At 61.7% G+C, this 15,401-nt stretch carries 12 protein-coding genes and 1 pseudogene; 10 read left to right on the forward strand and 3 right to left on the reverse strand.

Translation table 11 applies throughout. From position 1 onward, the window contains the following. Positions 1-99 precede the first annotated feature (99 nt). The 8 genes and pseudogenes from NKI50_RS15750 to NKI50_RS15785 all read left to right on the forward strand — a co-directional run bounded on the left by NKI50_RS15750 (position 100) and on the right by NKI50_RS15785 (position 7,731). Complete coding sequence (locus NKI50_RS15750; protein WP_023718491.1) at positions 100-1,041, forward strand: ABC transporter permease; 942 nt, start codon at positions 100-102, stop codon at positions 1,039-1,041. Continuing rightward, positions 1,041-1,904 carry an ABC transporter permease gene (locus NKI50_RS15755; RefSeq protein ID WP_023718490.1) on the forward strand — a complete coding sequence of 288 codons (864 nt, stop codon included), beginning with the start codon at positions 1,041-1,043 and terminating at the stop codon, positions 1,902-1,904. The genes NKI50_RS15750 and NKI50_RS15755 overlap by 1 nt, the downstream gene beginning before the upstream one ends. Further along, positions 1,904-3,127, forward strand: a complete 1,224-nt coding sequence (locus NKI50_RS15760) for an amidohydrolase/deacetylase family metallohydrolase (RefSeq protein WP_352717060.1) — start codon at positions 1,904-1,906, stop codon at positions 3,125-3,127. The genes NKI50_RS15755 and NKI50_RS15760 overlap by 1 nt, the downstream gene beginning before the upstream one ends. Then, positions 3,124-4,143: an ABC transporter ATP-binding protein gene (locus NKI50_RS15765; RefSeq protein ID WP_023718488.1), complete on the forward strand. Its 1,020-nt coding sequence runs from the start codon at positions 3,124-3,126 to the stop codon at positions 4,141-4,143. The genes NKI50_RS15760 and NKI50_RS15765 overlap by 4 nt, the downstream gene beginning before the upstream one ends. Beyond that, on the forward strand, positions 4,140-5,132 hold the full coding sequence (locus NKI50_RS15770) for an ABC transporter ATP-binding protein (RefSeq protein ID WP_352483667.1): 993 nt from the start codon (positions 4,140-4,142) through the stop codon (positions 5,130-5,132). The genes NKI50_RS15765 and NKI50_RS15770 overlap by 4 nt, the downstream gene beginning before the upstream one ends. A 13-nt stretch (positions 5,133-5,145) precedes the next feature. Beyond that, a pseudogene (locus tag NKI50_RS15775) lies at positions 5,146-5,624 on the forward strand (RidA family protein). Positions 5,625-5,652: 28 nt separating this feature from the next. Continuing rightward, a complete protein-coding gene (locus NKI50_RS15780) occupies positions 5,653-6,852 on the forward strand; it encodes an aminotransferase class V-fold PLP-dependent enzyme (RefSeq protein ID WP_023718485.1) in 1,200 nt (399 codons plus the stop codon). Between the two features lie 57 nt (positions 6,853-6,909). Continuing rightward, complete coding sequence (locus tag NKI50_RS15785) at positions 6,910-7,731, forward strand: IclR family transcriptional regulator (RefSeq protein ID WP_023718484.1); 822 nt, start codon at positions 6,910-6,912, stop codon at positions 7,729-7,731. 269 nt (positions 7,732-8,000) lie between these two features. Here the strand turns inward: NKI50_RS15785 and NKI50_RS15790 are convergent, their stop codons facing one another. From NKI50_RS15790 to NKI50_RS15800, 3 genes are all read right to left on the reverse strand, one after another. Beyond that, a complete protein-coding gene (locus tag NKI50_RS15790; RefSeq protein ID WP_352717062.1) occupies positions 8,001-9,374 on the reverse strand; it encodes a hypothetical protein in 1,374 nt (457 codons plus the stop codon). Between the two features lie 670 nt (positions 9,375-10,044). Beyond that, the gene (locus tag NKI50_RS15795; RefSeq protein ID WP_352639595.1) at positions 10,045-10,377 is read right to left on the reverse strand and encodes a hypothetical protein; all 333 of its coding nucleotides are present in this window, start codon (positions 10,375-10,377) and stop codon (positions 10,045-10,047) included. A 140-nt stretch (positions 10,378-10,517) separates the two neighbouring features. After that, a complete protein-coding gene (locus NKI50_RS15800; protein ID WP_031193811.1) occupies positions 10,518-11,012 on the reverse strand; it encodes a hypothetical protein in 495 nt (164 codons plus the stop codon). Positions 11,013-11,126: 114 nt separating this feature from the next. Here NKI50_RS15800 and NKI50_RS15805 point away from each other — a divergent pair, with 114 nt between their 5' ends. After that, positions 11,127-14,324, forward strand: coding sequence for an AfsR/SARP family transcriptional regulator (locus NKI50_RS15805; protein WP_023718479.1), 3,198 nt, complete (start codon positions 11,127-11,129; stop codon positions 14,322-14,324). A gap of 540 nt (positions 14,325-14,864) precedes the next feature. After that, positions 14,865-15,233 carry a hypothetical protein gene (locus tag NKI50_RS15810; protein WP_156948050.1) on the forward strand — a complete coding sequence of 123 codons (369 nt, stop codon included), beginning with the start codon at positions 14,865-14,867 and terminating at the stop codon, positions 15,231-15,233. Positions 15,234-15,401: the final 168 nt, after the last annotated feature.

The raw sequence follows: 15,401 nt of genomic DNA on the forward strand, positions 1-15,401 counted from the left end.
GCTTTCCGCCTCCACTCAACGACAGGCGACCGGGTGCCGGCCGACAAAGCCGGCGCCCAGCAAACCGTTCGATGGTTGCTCAGGGATGCTATAACGCCGATGCTGCACTCAATCCTCAACAGACTTCTCGGCATGATCGTCGTCATGGCGCTGGTCGTCACCATCGTGTTCGTCATCGTACGGGTGACGCCCGGCGATCCGGCGGCAGTTATGCTGGGTCCAGACGCCACCGCCGCCGATATAACCGCGCTGCGGTCCAAGCTCGGGCTCGACGGTTCCATCCTCGAACAGTTCGGGCGCTACGTTCTCGATGTCGTCCAAGGCGACTTCGGCCAGTCGATCTTCCTCGGCGAGCCGGTCACGACCGCGCTGGCCCAACGCGCCGAACCGACGTTTTTTCTCACCGTCTTCTCCCTGGTAATCGCAACGCTCATCGCGCTGCCGGTCGGAATCCTGTCGGCCTATAAGCGCGGCTCTATCTTCGACCAGGCAGCAACCACCATTGCCATGTTCGCAGCCAGCGTGCCGAGCTTCTGGCTCGGCCTTGTGTTCATTCAGTTCTTCGCCGTGAAGCTCGGCTGGTTCGACACATCTGGCTATGGCGGGCCGGGAGCTTCGTTTGCCGACCGGCTTGACCATCTGGTGCTGCCGGCGCTGGCGCTCGGTCTCATAAGCTCGGCACTGATCACCCGCTTCACGCGTGCCTCGATGCTCGACGTGCTCAATGACGACTATGTGCGGACCGCCCGATCCAAAGGCATGAGCGAATGGCGTGTGGTGCTGAAGCATGCCTTCAGAAATGCCTTGATCCCCATCCTCACCGTCATCGGCCTGACCGCGGCACTGCTCATTTCCGGTGCGGTGGTGACCGAGACGGTGTTCGGCCTGCCCGGCGTCGGCAGCTTGGTCGTCTCGGCGGTGTTACGGCGCGACTATCCGGTTATCCAAGGCGCGCTGCTGGTCATTGCCGGGCTGTACGTCCTGGTCAATTTCGCCATCGACATGCTCTATCTGGCTGTCGATCCGAGGGTTCGCTACTGATGGCCGCTATCTCGGTGCCGCTCCAGGCGGAGCCAAATATGCTTTCGCGGCTGATGACGCGGCCGACGGCGGCGGTGGGCATCGCCGTACTGATCGCCATCGTGCTCGCCGCGATCCTCGCGCCGGTCATCGCCCCCTACGCACCGACTAAGCTCTCCATTGCCAGTCGGCTGCATCCGCCGAGCCTCGACCACCTGTTCGGCACCGACGATCTCGGGCGCGATATCTTTACCCGCACGCTCTACGCCGCGCGCACTTCGCTGGCGGTCGGCTTTGCTGTCGTGATCTTCGCCTCGATCATCGGTGTCGTTTTGGGACTGACTTCCGGCTTCTTCAGAAGGCTCGACGCGCCGGTGTCGCGGTTGATCGACGCCATGATGGCTTTTCCCGACATATTGCTCGCAATTGCACTCGTGGCGGCACTTGGCGCCACCGCCGTCAATGTCGTGGTCGCCCTCGGCGTGGTTTATGCGCCGCGGCTCGCACGCGTCGTGCGCGCCTCGACGCTGGTCATTCGCGAACTGCCCTATGTCGAGGCGGCCCGCGCACTCGGCGTGCCGACGCCGATTATCCTGGTGCGGCACGTACTGCGCAACGTCACCTCTCCATTGCTGGTGCAGGCAACCTTCATCTTCGCCAACGCCATCCTGGCCGAGGCCGGTCTGTCCTTCCTCGGCGTTGGCATATCGCCCGACATCCCGACCTGGGGCACAATGATCGCCACCGGCCGTCAATACATGGATCAGGCCGGCTGGATCATGATGTTTCCGGGCGGCGCCATCGTCATCACCGTGCTGTCGCTGCAGCTCGTCGGCGACGGCTTGCGCGATCTTCTCGACCCTCGTCTCGCAAAGGACATCTGATGTTCAGCAATCGCTCTTCCCAAACCGAAAGGCCGCTGTTGATCCGGGGCGCAAAACCAGTCGGCTTCGGCGGCGAGTTTGGCCAGACGATCGACGTGCTGATCGGCAAGGATGGCCGTATCGCCGAAACCGGTTCGACCATTGCCGCCGGCGAGGATGTGACGATGCTTGACGCCAATGGCGCGTTCCTGTCGCCCGGCTGGACCGATCTTCACGTGCATGTCTGGTACGGCGGCACCGACATTTCGCTGCGGCCGCAGCAATGTGGCGCCGCCCGAGGCGTCACCACGATGGTCGATGCCGGCTCAGCCGGCGAAGCCAATTTCCACGGCTTTCGCGAGTTCATTATAGAGCCGGCGCGAGAGAATATATACGCGTTCCTGAACATAGGTTCGATCGGTCTCGTCGCCTGCAACCGTGTCAGCGAGCTGACCGACATGCGCTCGATCGACATCGACCGCACCATTGCAACCGTCGAGGCCAACCGCGACGTCATCGTCGGACTGAAGGTGCGTGCCAGCCACGTCATTACCGGCGGCTGGGACCTGACGCCGGTCCGGCTGGCGAAGAAGCTCAGCCGCATCCTCAAGCTGCCGCTGATGGTGCACGTTGGTGAGCCGCCGCCACTCTATGACGATGTTCTCGGCCTGCTGAGCGAAGGCGACATCGTCACTCATTGCTTCAATGGCAAGGCCGGCGGCTCGATCATCGAGGACGACGATCTTTATCGGCTCGCCGAGGATGCGGCGCAGCGCGGCATTGTGCTTGATGTCGGCCACGGCGGCGCCTCGTTCTCCTTCGATGTCGCCAAGGCGGCGCTCGAGCGCGGTCTGCCGCCGAAGACGATCTCGACCGATCTGCACAACCGCTCGCTCGACGGCGCGGTGTGGGATATGGCAACCACCATGTCGAAGCTGTTGTCGTTCGGCATGGCATTCGACGATGTGGTGACGGCCTCGACGACGGCGCCGCGCCGCGCCATCCGGTTGCCCGCCGACGGACTGCTGGAAAAGGGCAGGCCGGCAGAATTCACTTTGTTCGACCTCGCCGACGCCGAGCTCACCGTGAAGGATTCGCAAGGGGCGACAAGTACGCTGCACCGGCTGTTCGAGCCTCGCCACGCTATCCTCGGTGCCGAGGCGATCATTGCCCACCGCCACCTGCCGCCGGAAGGTTCTGCGGGCAGTGTGCACGTCTGTCCGCATTGCGGGTGGAAATCATGAGCGGCGCGATCGCCAGCGACGTCATCCTGTCGGTTCGGGACTTGCGGACCTGGTTTCAGACCCGCCGTCTTACCGCCAAGGCGGTCGATGGCGTCACCTTCGACCTGAAGCACGGCAAGACTCTGGCCGTGGTCGGAGAATCCGGTTCCGGCAAGTCGGTGACCAGCCTGTCGATCATGGGCCTGCTGTCACGGCCCGGAAGGATCGCCGGCGGCCAGATATTGTTCCGCGATCGGCAGGAGCGTGTCCACGACCTCGCCGGATTTACCCAGAAGGAATTCCGCAAGGTCCGCGGTCGGGAAATCGCGATGATTTTCCAAGAGCCGATGACCAGCCTCAACCCGCTCTTAACGGTCGGCGATCAGATCGGCGAAATGATCGCGCTGCACGAGCCGGTGACCCGGGAGCAAGCGCGCAGCCGTGCGCTCGCCATGCTGAAGCATGTCGAGATTCCGGACGCCGTCTCGCGGCTCGACGACTATCCGCACCAGATGTCCGGCGGCATGCGCCAGCGCGTCATGATCGCCATGGCACTCGCCTGCAGTCCGTCGCTGCTGATCGCCGACGAGCCGACTACGGCCCTCGACGTCACCATCCAGGCGCAGATCCTCGATCTCTTGCGTCGCCTGCAGGTCGAGATGGGCATGTCGATCCTTTTCATCACCCACAATCTCGGTGTCGTCGCCGAGATCGCCCATGATGTCGTTGTCATGTACGGCGGCCGTGTCGTCGAGCAGGCACCGGTCAACCACCTGTTTGCGCACCAGCGCCATCCCTACACGAGAGGGCTGCTGGCCTGCACGCCCAATGCCGCGCGCGACATCGGTGACGACGGCAAGCGCCGGGCGCTCTATTCCATTCCCGGCAGCGTGCCGCCGATCACCGCATTGCCGCCGGGTTGCGCCTTCGAGCCGCGCTGTGACTTCGCCATTGCGCCCTGTCGCGCGGCACCGCCGCCATTGATGCCGGCAGGACTGCACGGCGCTTCCCGTTGCATCAGGAGTGCAGAGCTGTGAGCGCCGGGGTGATACCAAGTCGTGCGGCGACTGCGCCATTGCTCAGCGTGCAGGGTCTGACAAAGCACTTTCCCGCCCGCAATGGCCGCATCGTTCATGCTGTCGAGGATGTCAGCTTCGATGTCGGACGCGGCTCGACGGTCGGGCTGGTCGGCGAGTCCGGCTCCGGCAAGACCACCGCCGGGCGCGCCATCCTCAGGCTGGTGGAGCCGACCAGAGGCAAAGCGCTGTTCGACGGCGTCGATCTGTTTTCGCTGTCCGCACGTGAAATGCGCGGCTATCGGCAAAAGCTGCAGATCGTGTTCCAGGATCCATTCTCCAGCCTCAACCCGCGCATGCGCATCGCCGCCATCATCGGCGAGGCACTCGACGCGCGCGGCTTTCCGCGAGGCAAGCGACGTGCCGACAGGGTCGCCGAACTGCTGACCCTGGTCGGCCTGTCGCCTGATCACGCCACGCGCTACCCGCACGAATTCTCCGGCGGCCAGCGCCAGCGCATCGGCATTGCACGCGCGCTCGCCGTCGAGCCGGAATTCGTCGTCGCCGACGAGCCGGTCTCGGCGCTTGACGTGTCGGTGCAGGCGCAGGTGCTCAACTTGCTCGGTGAGTTGCAAAAGCGGCTCGGCCTGACGCTGCTGTTCATCGCGCATGACCTCTCGGTGGTCGAATACCTTTGCGACGAAGTGGTGGTGATGTATCTCGGCCGCGTCATGGAGCGTGGTCCGAGCCGTCTTCTCTACGCCGCGCCGCGGCACCCATACACCAAGGCATTGCTGGCGACAGCACCCGTGCCCGACCCGACCCGCCGACGCACTCACGTCGCCTTGCGTGGTGACATTCCAAGCCCGATTGACCCGCCTTCCGGCTGCGTCTTCCGCACCCGCTGTCCGGACGCAATTGCTGCCTGCGCCGGGATCATTCCGCCCGTCGACGATATCGGCGGCGGGCATCACGTGGCCTGCATCCGGCACAACCAAAAAACGATCTGATTGGAGTTTGTGTATGACTTTTTCCGAGCTCATGAAGCGACCGGAAAGCACGCCCTACGACCGGCTTTTGGCGCTTGGAATAACGCTGCCCGAGGCGCCGCCGCCGATCGCCAATTTTGTCACACACGTGCAGGAGGGCAAGCTGCTGTTCCTGTCCGGCCAGGGGCCGAGTGGGTCTATACGGGCAAGGTCGGTGCCGACGTGACCGTGGATCAGGCCTATGCCCATGCGCGGCTGACCGGTGTCAACCTCATTGCCGTCATGCACGCAGCGCTCGGCGATCTGTGCCGCGTGCGACGTGTGGTAAAGCTGTTCGGCATGGTAAACGCCACGCCGGATTTCGCCGATCACCCCGCAGTGATCAACGGCTGCTCGGACCTGCTCATTGACGTTTTCGGCGAGCGCGGCACCCATGCCCGCTCTGCGGTCGGTCACGGATCACTGCCGGGAGGGATCAGCGTCGAAATTGAAGCCGTCATCGCCGTTGATTAGTCGCATCGAATAGTCGGAGCACAAGACCATGCCTGTCGAAGATATCCGCAGCCAGTTGGGCCTCAGGCCCGTCATCAACGTCTCAGGCACGATGACCTCGCTCGGCGCCTCCATTGTCGTTCCCACGGCTGTCGAGGCTGTGTCCGGCATTCTCACCGAGTTTGTCGAAATGGCCGATCTGCATCGCAAGGCCAGCGCCGTGATCGCCGAATTGACGGGCGCGGAGGCCGGTTTCATCACCGCCTCCTGTTCCGCGGCAATCAGCCTGGCCGTGGCGGCCAGCATGACGGGCCCGGACCTTGCCGCGATCGAACGGCTGCCGGATACCGCTGGACTGAAAGACGAGATCGTCATCCAGTCCGGCCACATGGTCAGCTACGGCGCACCGATCGAACAGGCGATCCGTCTCGCCGGCGCCAAGGTCGTGCCGGTCGGTCAGGCGACCAGCGCCTCGGCGTATCAGCTCTCAGGCGCTATCACCGAGCGCACTGCTGCAGCAATCTACGTCGTGTCGCACCATGTCGTCGAGTATGGGCAAATCCCGCTGAAGATGTTCGTCGAAACCGCCCGTGCACGCGGGGTCCCGGTCATCGTCGACGCAGCGTCCGAATACGATCTGGCGGGCTTTCTCGCCAGCGGAGCCGATCTGGTGCTGTATTCGGGTCACAAATTCCTGGGCGGCCCGACATCCGGTATCGTCGCAGGCACGAAGGCGCGGGTGCGCGACGTCTACTTGCAGAACCGGGGCATCGGGCGCGGCATGAAGGTCGGCAAGGAAGGCATCGTCGGTGCGCTCGCTGCTCTCCAGGCCTGGAAAACGCGTGACCATGAGGGTATTCGCGCTCGCGAACGCCGAGCGCTCGACTGCTGGGCGCAAGCACTCGAGGGGCGGCCTGGCGTCACCGCCGCTATCGTACCCGACCCGACCAGCAATCCGCTCGATCGCTTGAAGGTGTGGGTGAATGCCGCCGAATCGCGCATTACAGCCTGGGATCTGGCCGACCGGCTGGCAGCTGGCAATCCGCCGGTGGTCGTCCGCGATCATGAAGTCGAGCACGGCTATTTCTTCCTCGATCCATGCAATTTGCATCCCGACGAAGAATTCATTGTGGCGGCACGGCTTGCCGAGGAGCTTGATGGCGCGCGCAAGTCGAATGCGATCATCGCCACACCATGGAACGAGCGTCTCATGGCCCGCGAGGCTGCGATCCTCAACTGGCCGGATTGAGGCTGGCTGTGGTAAATGCCCCGGCTGCCTTACAGTGCCCGCAAAACCGAGAATGCCATGCCCACGATAGCGCCCGACCTGCACCTGAACCCCGCCGAAGACCCGCGGGAACCCCGCCGCTCGCGCACCAGCGGTATCGACCGTGCGCTGCAGATACTCGACTATCTGCAAAAGCAGGGGCGGCCAGCAACTGCATATGAGATTGCGCACGACATCGGCGCCCCCCTGTCGACGATCTACGTCATCGTCGACGATCTGGTCGAAAAGGAACTGCTGGACCGCAAGGACGGCGGCCTGCTCTGGCTGGGTCCGCGGCTCTATCAGTACGGCCTGACCTACGCTCGCACATTGGACCTGCTCAACGTGGCAACGCAGGAGATGCACGAACTGGCTCAGAGTTCGAAAGAGACGATCCAGCTATGCGGCCGTGACGGTGACCATATGGTCGTGCTTGCGATGGAAGAGGGCAAAGATCATTTCCAGGTTACATCTCGCGTCGGGACCCGGACGCCGCTGAACTGGACCGCGTCGGGTCGGCTGCTCGTCGGCCATTTGCCGGAAGCCGAACGCCGCGCCATTTTCGCTCGATCCGCGATCGCATCTCCGACCGGACGCGCCGAGACGGACGAGGATGTGCTCGCTCGGGCGGCCGCCACAGCACTGGAGCAGGGCCTGTCGATCCAGGCTGGTGAATCTGACTTTTCAGTTGCCTGCATTGCGGCTCCCATCCGTGACAACCAAGGAGCCTGCCGTGCCACGATCTCGATCGTCGTCCCGGATGTGAAGCTGAAGCAAAAGAACCCGGATTTGATTACGATGGTCAAGATCAGTGCGCGCCGCATCGAGTCGCGGCTCGGTTGGCGAACCGACCGGCCATAACGAACGCCCGGCGCGAGTTGGCAAAATCACGGGATGGTGCGTTTCTGCACATCCCGCTCACCGAACCAGAAATGATCCCATTGGGCTCAGCAGCCCGTCCAGACGAAAATTTGACGCATTGAACCGACGGGCGCCGAGTCTCCAGCCGTTCCAATCAAGCCTGCGCTCGCATCTTCAAGCTGGCCGATCTGGTGGTTTTCGGTGCCTGACAGGCTTGAGCAGTGAAACGAGAATGTGCTCTCTGGCCTGTTGATCAGACGCTCCCGTCGTCAGGCAACCGAGTACAGCGTCATCGCTGCATCAAAGCCGCGCTGACCTCTCGGGTCGAGGGCTGCCCTGATCCCCAGGGATCCGGGGCCCCGTGCGGTGTGGCCGCGCGCGCCGAGCCTCGCGTCGCCGAAGAGGCCCGAGGCGATGTCGAAGCCCAGAGTGTACATGCCGGGCGGCTCTGCAGTGCGGGCAGCCTTAAAGGCATCCGTCGAGGTCTTCTCCGCGATCTTCGCGCCGACGGTCGCGAGGCCGAGTTGCGCATTCCGGGCGACAATGAAGAACGCTGAATCCTCGCAGCCAACGCGCTCGTCAGCATCAAGGCCATCCATGAAAAGCTGCTTTCCCGGGCCCCATAGCGTGTCTGCTCCGGGCATCGCGACGCCAATATCAAACCCGGTCTTGGCGGGGCCGTCTGGCTCTAGTTCTCGCATCCCGCTCAACAACGCGTCGCGGCTGACCATCATTTTTCCCTTGTCTGCATAAACGCTTTTCAGCCCCTTCGCGCCTTCCGGAAATGGATCGGGCGTCAGCCCTTGCGGGAAACGCCGGGCCGGCGTCTGCTTCGCGGCGAAATCAACCGGCAGGCACGCTGTTTTAGGATCGTTGATCGCCGCGGCGGCGGCTTGCGCGATGATGTCTATATCGACTTGGAAACCACGGAATGCCTCCTGAACCGTCTGCAGGGTTGTCGGTGCCGTGAAGGTGAACTTGCCTGGATTGAGCGTAATGAAGTCCATCAGGTTCATCTGGTCTAGCCGGCTGCTGCGCTCCTTCGCGCACTCAACCAGAACATCCTGGGCTTGCCGGACCCGCGCTGCGTTCGGCGGGATCGGTCCATCTGCGATGGAGATTGGAGCTAGGGTGACGAAATAAGGAACGGCATTGGCGTTCGGATCGGTCTGGAATGCGTTCAGCCATTGCTGGAGAAGCCCATACATCTGGCTGGGATCCGTTACGTCCCCCATGATCAGATTGATCGGGCCGCCTTCGTGGTAGACGGTCGTGCGCACGTCTTCATGGAAATGCCTCTGCATGCTCTCCATTTTCATCTTGGCGTCGGCAGAAAACAGCCCGTAGGACCCCGACAACTCCATCGAAACGGCTTGGGCCTCCTCGGAACTGGCTGTATCCATCTGCAGGACGGCCAGGAACATCCCGCCGCGTCCTACCCCGTTCACGAACATGTTCCCGTAGCGTGATTGGAAGAGCTCGGGATTGCTCGATATCGCCGCCGCCGAGCCGCTCAGCTTTGGTTCGTCGATGCCGTGAAAGGGCAGCGTTACTTTGGCGGAGATGAGCAGGAACAGGGAACTGCTCTGGATCTTGGAACTTTGGGCGAAGTCAAACCTTCCGGCGCGGAGAAGCACCCGCACCCGCCGCTCGCTTCGACATTGATGCTCAGCGACTTTTCGAGTTCGGCGGTGGTGTGAATACGGCGTATGTCGAATGAAGATATGGACCCCAATGCATCGTCGACGCCGGAAAATGCGCCATCGACGACATGACCCATCGGACTACCCGTCGCAAGATCGACACCTTTTCCATAGTCGTAGCCGGGAGAGTAAGGTACGGTTACTTGAGTAAGCATTTCAATCTCCTGATGGGCCTATTGGCATTACTCTTAAATAAACCAGTTCAGCAGAGTATAATCTGCATGATTCTATCTGGCCGCCAGAGTGCAGCTAGTTGGCGGCGTCCTCCCCACATCCCTAGCAGGAAGGCTCAAGCGTCGTCGGGAGGCGCTACCCCAAGCCATCTGTCGAGTTCCCGTTTCGGAACCAAAATTACAGGGCCGGGCGCTCCGCCCCGGGAACAGCTCCCAGACGTCTTTGATGTCCATGACCTTCTCTGCAAGGTCTTCAAAGAACGGTCCGACCGGAACCGATCCATGCATGTCAAGAAGCTCGATCGGAACCGGATCGCTCGCCGAGCTTGAGTTCGGAGCAGTTCCTGGCGCGGAGAGGCCACCCTCGCCGGAGGCACCAGACATCCAAGGCGGAGCAGGCGCGATCCTGCTTCGAGTGCGGATCGCGCATGCTAGAGCTAGTCTGATACGGATTGGACGAGGATGGTGATGTCGTAACTGGCATCCGCGCCCTGCACGTTTTTCACGCTTTGGAAATCCATGATCGCGGACAGGTCGATCATCCCTATCTCGTCATCGCCTGAAAGGTCGGTCTCGATAATATTAAGGTAGAATTCACCGGCTGGAACGATCTGTTCGATGTCGAGATTGTAGTCGTTTCCCGGAGTGAAGGATCCAATCGGGAAGCGAACAGGACCCATCACTCCAACAAGGTCGTCAGAACCTGTATAATCGTTCGTCGAATGACATTTGATGCGGCTTATGTTCAGAGAGTAGGGACGCATGGTCATTGCTCCATCAACTTGTTGCGAGACGGAATGCTCACCTGCCCGAGCTTACGAATGGCTTACGGGGTGGTCACGGCCCGCTGCTTTCTGCTCGCTGAGGTGTTGTCGGCGACCGTGGACATCACCCGATGCCTGTCGCGCGGTCAGTCAATCCGGTAAATGACGTAGTAGGCCGAACCCTCAATCGCTGAGCGGGCGATCTTGGCGATTGGACCCATGCCTTGTTCTTCCTTGTCCATGGTGACGGAGCCGAGTGGATCGTTGCCATTAAGAGGGCCGTCTTCATCCCAAAGAGAGAGATTCTGGCTATACTCGAACGGCAGCACGAGGCCAGGTTCGAACGACTGGTCCGCATTGACTTCCCTGGTGGCTCCGGGAGAGGGCCAGACAGCGTCATCGACATTGCCTTCAGTCCCGGTGGTGATGAACAGGTTGTCCGGATCGGCCCGTATGGCGTCGATCGCTCCAAGAACGCTTGGCAGTGACTTGATCCCTTGCAGCAGGCTGCCGGCGAAGTCGTTCTGGATGAATTGCGGCGTCAGGCCCATGATGGCGTCGACTAGCGCCTGGTTGGCCGCGAAGTCGGTTCCGGTGGCGGGCTGGACACAATAGATGGTTTGAACGGTTGCGGTCGGCATGGTTTCCTCCATGAGTTGGAACGATGCCGACAGTGACCGAGCCGCGCTTACGTTTGGCTTACATGCTGAAATGACGCGCACCCGGCCCATCATCTGCTATAAGAGTGCAGCCTGGTGGATCTGGATGCGGCGGTGCACGGCGGCACGATAGCAAAACTTTCAATGCCAAGACCCGCGGGAATCTCGCGGCGGCCGCGCATTGCTGCACTGGTCGACAGGTGCCTGGAATCCGGCATGTGCTGGATTGCTGCCCCTGGCGGATACGGGAAGACCACCGCAGTCATCGATTACCTCCAGGAAAAGCGGGCTCCGCATGTCTGGTATCGCGTCGATGACGAGGACCAGGATATCGCCCGGCTGTTCTACTATCTGGCGATGTCGCCTGGGGCGCGGGAACTCAGCCTTCCTGTTTTCGGAACCGAATATGCGGAGGATGCTGCTGCGTTCGCGCGTCTGTTCTTCCGCGCTTACTTGGCGCAGATGGTGCCGGACACGGTCATCGTCCTCGACGATATTCACCGTGCCGATACACCAGAATTCCGCGAAATTCTGGCTGTCCTGCTGCGGGAATTGCCCAACACGGTCCGGTGCATCTGCATATCGCGTACACTGCCTGGTGGGGGCGTGGCCGAACTCGCGCTCGCAGGCAAGCTGCCGGTCATCGGCCAGACGGCACTGGAATTCTCGGAGGACGAAGCACGCTGCCTCGTCGGTCTCAGGGAACCAGGCCATGAGAAGGGGATCGAGGTCGCCGCCGCCAAGGGGTGGGCGGTCGGCCTGGTCATGATCGCCAACCAGAAATCAAGTACCCCACAGTTGATGAGCGCCATGCCTCTGGGGCAGGGAAATTTCCAGGAGGTGGTCGGCAGACTGTTCCTGCAGAACGTTCCAGGCGACGACCAGAACACCCTGTTGAAGCTTAATCTGCTTCCCGAAATCAATTCCGGTCTTGCCGACGCCTTGCTCGGACCCAGAGTCGGCGGCCCGGTGCTGGAGCGGCTCTTTCAAATGCAGCTGTTGGTCACCCGAACAGGCCTCAGAGGCGGAGGATTCCAGTTCCACGACCTCCTGCGCGACTACCTGTCCAGGCTCTTCGAAGCGCGGCTGCCGCCGGAAGAGCAGGCAAGTTTGCGCGAAAGGGCAGCTCGGGTCCTGCGCGACGCAGGATTGGTCGACGCTGCCGTATCGATGGCTCTCCAAGCAGAAGCCTGGCCGCTTGCCCGCGAGTTGGTCATCGAGCACGCCGAGGCGATGCTGTCCCAAGGCCGCAGGGCTACCTTGATCGAATGGGGCACCAGATTTCCTGCTGAAGAACTGGAAGGCTGGCTTCTCCACTGGATCGGGGCCGCTCACGTTCCTGACGACGCCGCAGCCGAGCGATGGTTCTCACGGGCTTGGGAGGCGTTCGAGAAGGACGGCGATTTGCGGGGGCAGTGGCTGACCGTAATCCGCGCCGTGCTCGTAAAGACAAGCAGCTGGCGGACGCACGGGGGCCTGGACGGGTGGACGCGAAGGGCAGCCGCCATCCTTCGCGGGAGGCAACCCGATCTTGTCCCGAGAGAGCGGATGCTGGTTGGTGTCGGCATGTTGCGCGCGGTTGACTACGGCGAGGCCGACGAGGAGACCGCACAGGCAGGAGTGAAGATCGCCGACGAGCTCCTGCAACAGCTGTCGAATCCGACTGGTGAAGTTCCGGTTGACCTGAGATTGCTTGCCAGTGAAGCCCTTGTTGATCATGCGGTCTGGTCAGGGCGGCAGGACATCTTCGAACAGGCGGTCGACAGCGTCGCTTCCGAATTGAACGACCCGAAGGTGACGCCTTGGGTGCTTGGCATGTGGTTGGTCTCTTTCGGCGCCGCCAGCGGCAGGTATTTTTCATTCTCGAGGCGCGGGTTTCCATATGCCTCGGCCGAAGACGCCCTTCGCAAGGCGATCGAGATGGGCGAGAGGGAAGCCCTGAAAAGCGTCGAGTTCAGCGGTCTCTACCATCTCCAGCTGCTGCTCAAGCTGCGCAATGATTTCGCCGGCTTCGCAGATCTCGTGACAAGGCTCGGCGAAATCGCGGACAGCCGCTTCACAACTCAGGTGGCCGTAGTCGCAGATTGCCGAGCCGCCATGCATGCGCGGCAAGGCAGCTTCGTCGAAGCCTACAGGGATTGCGACACGTTCATGACCGCGATCGAAGAGGCGAACGAGCCGATGGTCGAGCGCTGGCCGCATTATGTCACCAAATTCCAGGTTCTTCTCGCCGACAGAAGACCGGCTGAGGCCGCCTCGCTGTTGGCAGATGTCGTCGATCGGCTGGACGGCGGCCCGCGGGAACGGGTGAAGATTTGCATTCTTGCCGCTGCCGCTTTTGAAGAGAAATGGAGGGGCGGAGCCGCTTATGAAGAGAAACTGACGGAGTTCATGGCAGCCCTGAGGGCCGTCAACCCGTCTGCAATCCTACTCAACCTGCCCGATCTCCTCGCCGAACTGCTGGCGGATGCACTTGACCGCGGAATTGAAGCGGATCTCTGCCATTCGGTCATTCAGACGCGGCGTCTCGTCCCGCCAATGAGACGGCCTGCTAAATGGCCATGGCCACTGAAGATCTTTGTACTGGGCGGCTTCAGGATCGAGCTCGACGGAACTCAATTCGATCTCGGATCGAAATCGCCGACGCGTGCCCTCGATATCCTGCGGGTTCTCGCCCTGGCGCGCGACCAGACCTGTCCCCTCGAAAGCATTCATGACTGGCTTTGGCCCGATCTCGACGGGGATCAAGCCAAACCGGCGTGCGAGCAAGCCCTTCACCGCCTGCGCAAGACGCTCGGCAAGGGCGACTTCATCGTCCAGAGGGAGGGGCGGATCAGTCTGCCCCCGGATAAGGTGTGGGTCGACCTTGCTGATTGGGAAGCCCGTCTCAACCGCGGTCTTTCCAGGAAAGGGGATACGACAGCCCCCGAAAAGGAACAGCTTCTGGCGAGATTCCCCGGCCCGCCACTGTCACCGGGTTCTCTTCCGTCTTGGGCGATACCGGTGGCCGACAAGGTTCGGGACGGCTATATCGACCTGGCGATCAACGTCGGAAGACATTGGGAGAATGCCGGAGAAGGTTTCCGGGCGCGAGAAGCCTATCTGAGAGCACTCGAGTACTACCCAGATTCGGAAAGAGTGTACCAAGCCCTCATCAGGGAACGCCTGTCCAGCAGTGATCCTGCCGCAGCTGTAGACGACTTCTCGCGCTACGAAAGGGCGGTTGGAGCGAACGGGGAATACAAATCCTCACACGTGATCCGCACGCTGGTGCGTCCGTATCTGAGATCTTGAACGCCCAAAACCCGTAAGCCATCCGTGAGCTGCGTCTTGCCAGCGTGCTCCGAACCTCTTCTTTGCACGGCCCGATAACTTCACGGGCAATCCCAGGTCGATCGTGTGCGGGGCGGTTTTGTCTAACCAGCAATCCGGGATCGGAAACACTGAGAGACCGGAGCGATAGACTCTGCGCTTGGGCAGCGTACCTGCGTGTCCCCAGCGGCGTTCAAGACTACTCGCGCTGCGAGCGGGTGATAGACCGGCCGAACCGGGCTTTCGATGCAATCCACTTGCGTGTGGTTTCTTCCAGAGCGAATGAATCCAAAAAATTTCGATCTGTAAGCCATCCGTAAGCTGCGGTCAGAGAAACTCAATCCGTCGAAAACAAACAACCGCTTCGTCCGGCCCCTCGAGGGGCTACCCCGCTCGCGAAACCGCGCATGCAAGCAGCCCGATGAGGATCAAAACATGTCTACATGGCAGGATAGAGCATACCGGATATTAAATCTTTTCGAGGGTTCGGCCGACGAAGCTGGCGACCGGACCTGGCAGATTATGAACCACGTTCTCGACGAGAACAATCAGGACGACTACATCAGCAGAGACTTCTACAACGTCCAGCAGACCGCAGGCGGGCTGCCGGAAGGCGTCAGCTTCGAAGTCTTCCTGTCAGCGGTGTCCGGTCATGTCAGGGACGAGCTGCAAGGCGGAAGCTTCGACGAGGGGCTTGGCGATGATGACATTCGCACGGCAGGCCTCTCTTTCGACGACAACATTCGCCGGCATATCCGGTTCCTCAACGGAGTGGTCCACCAAGGCGCTCCCGGCGAGGTTCATCTCGGACTATGGGAGAGAATTCTGCAGGCCCGCGACAATGGCCGGAGTATCCACTCGCTGTATCACGATTACCTTGTCGATGCCTAGCCGGCTCAGACACTCACGGGTTTTGTCACAGGCACAGGTCCGCGGGAAGCCATCGCCCTAGTGACGCGTGCCCGGAAGGCACAGCCGCAGACTTCGGCTGGGAGATGCTCGGCAGCCAAGGAGGCGGCTGGGCCCGGCAAGGGCATTCCTGACCTGGTGATTGTCTAC

It is taken from the genome of Mesorhizobium sp. M0563 (assembly GCF_040321065.1).
GTDB lineage: Bacteria > Pseudomonadota > Alphaproteobacteria > Rhizobiales > Rhizobiaceae > Mesorhizobium.

Coding starts and splice junctions, on each gene's coding strand:
- NKI50_RS15785 (WP_023718484.1), top strand. CDS start 6,910: ATGCCCACGATAGCGCCCGACCTGCACCTGAACCCCGCCGAAGACCCG.
- NKI50_RS15765 (WP_023718488.1), top strand. CDS start 3,124: ATGAGCGGCGCGATCGCCAGCGACGTCATCCTGTCGGTTCGGGACTTG.
- NKI50_RS15750 (WP_023718491.1), top strand. CDS start 100: ATGCTGCACTCAATCCTCAACAGACTTCTCGGCATGATCGTCGTCATG.
- NKI50_RS15760 (WP_352717060.1), top strand. CDS start 1,904: ATGTTCAGCAATCGCTCTTCCCAAACCGAAAGGCCGCTGTTGATCCGG.
- NKI50_RS15780 (WP_023718485.1), top strand. CDS start 5,653: ATGCCTGTCGAAGATATCCGCAGCCAGTTGGGCCTCAGGCCCGTCATC.
- NKI50_RS15800 (WP_031193811.1), bottom strand. CDS start 11,012: ATGCCGACCGCAACCGTTCAAACCATCTATTGTGTCCAGCCCGCCACC.
- NKI50_RS15795 (WP_352639595.1), bottom strand. CDS start 10,377: ATGACCATGCGTCCCTACTCTCTGAACATAAGCCGCATCAAATGTCAT.
- NKI50_RS15810 (WP_156948050.1), top strand. CDS start 14,865: ATGAACCACGTTCTCGACGAGAACAATCAGGACGACTACATCAGCAGA.
- NKI50_RS15755 (WP_023718490.1), top strand. CDS start 1,041: ATGGCCGCTATCTCGGTGCCGCTCCAGGCGGAGCCAAATATGCTTTCG.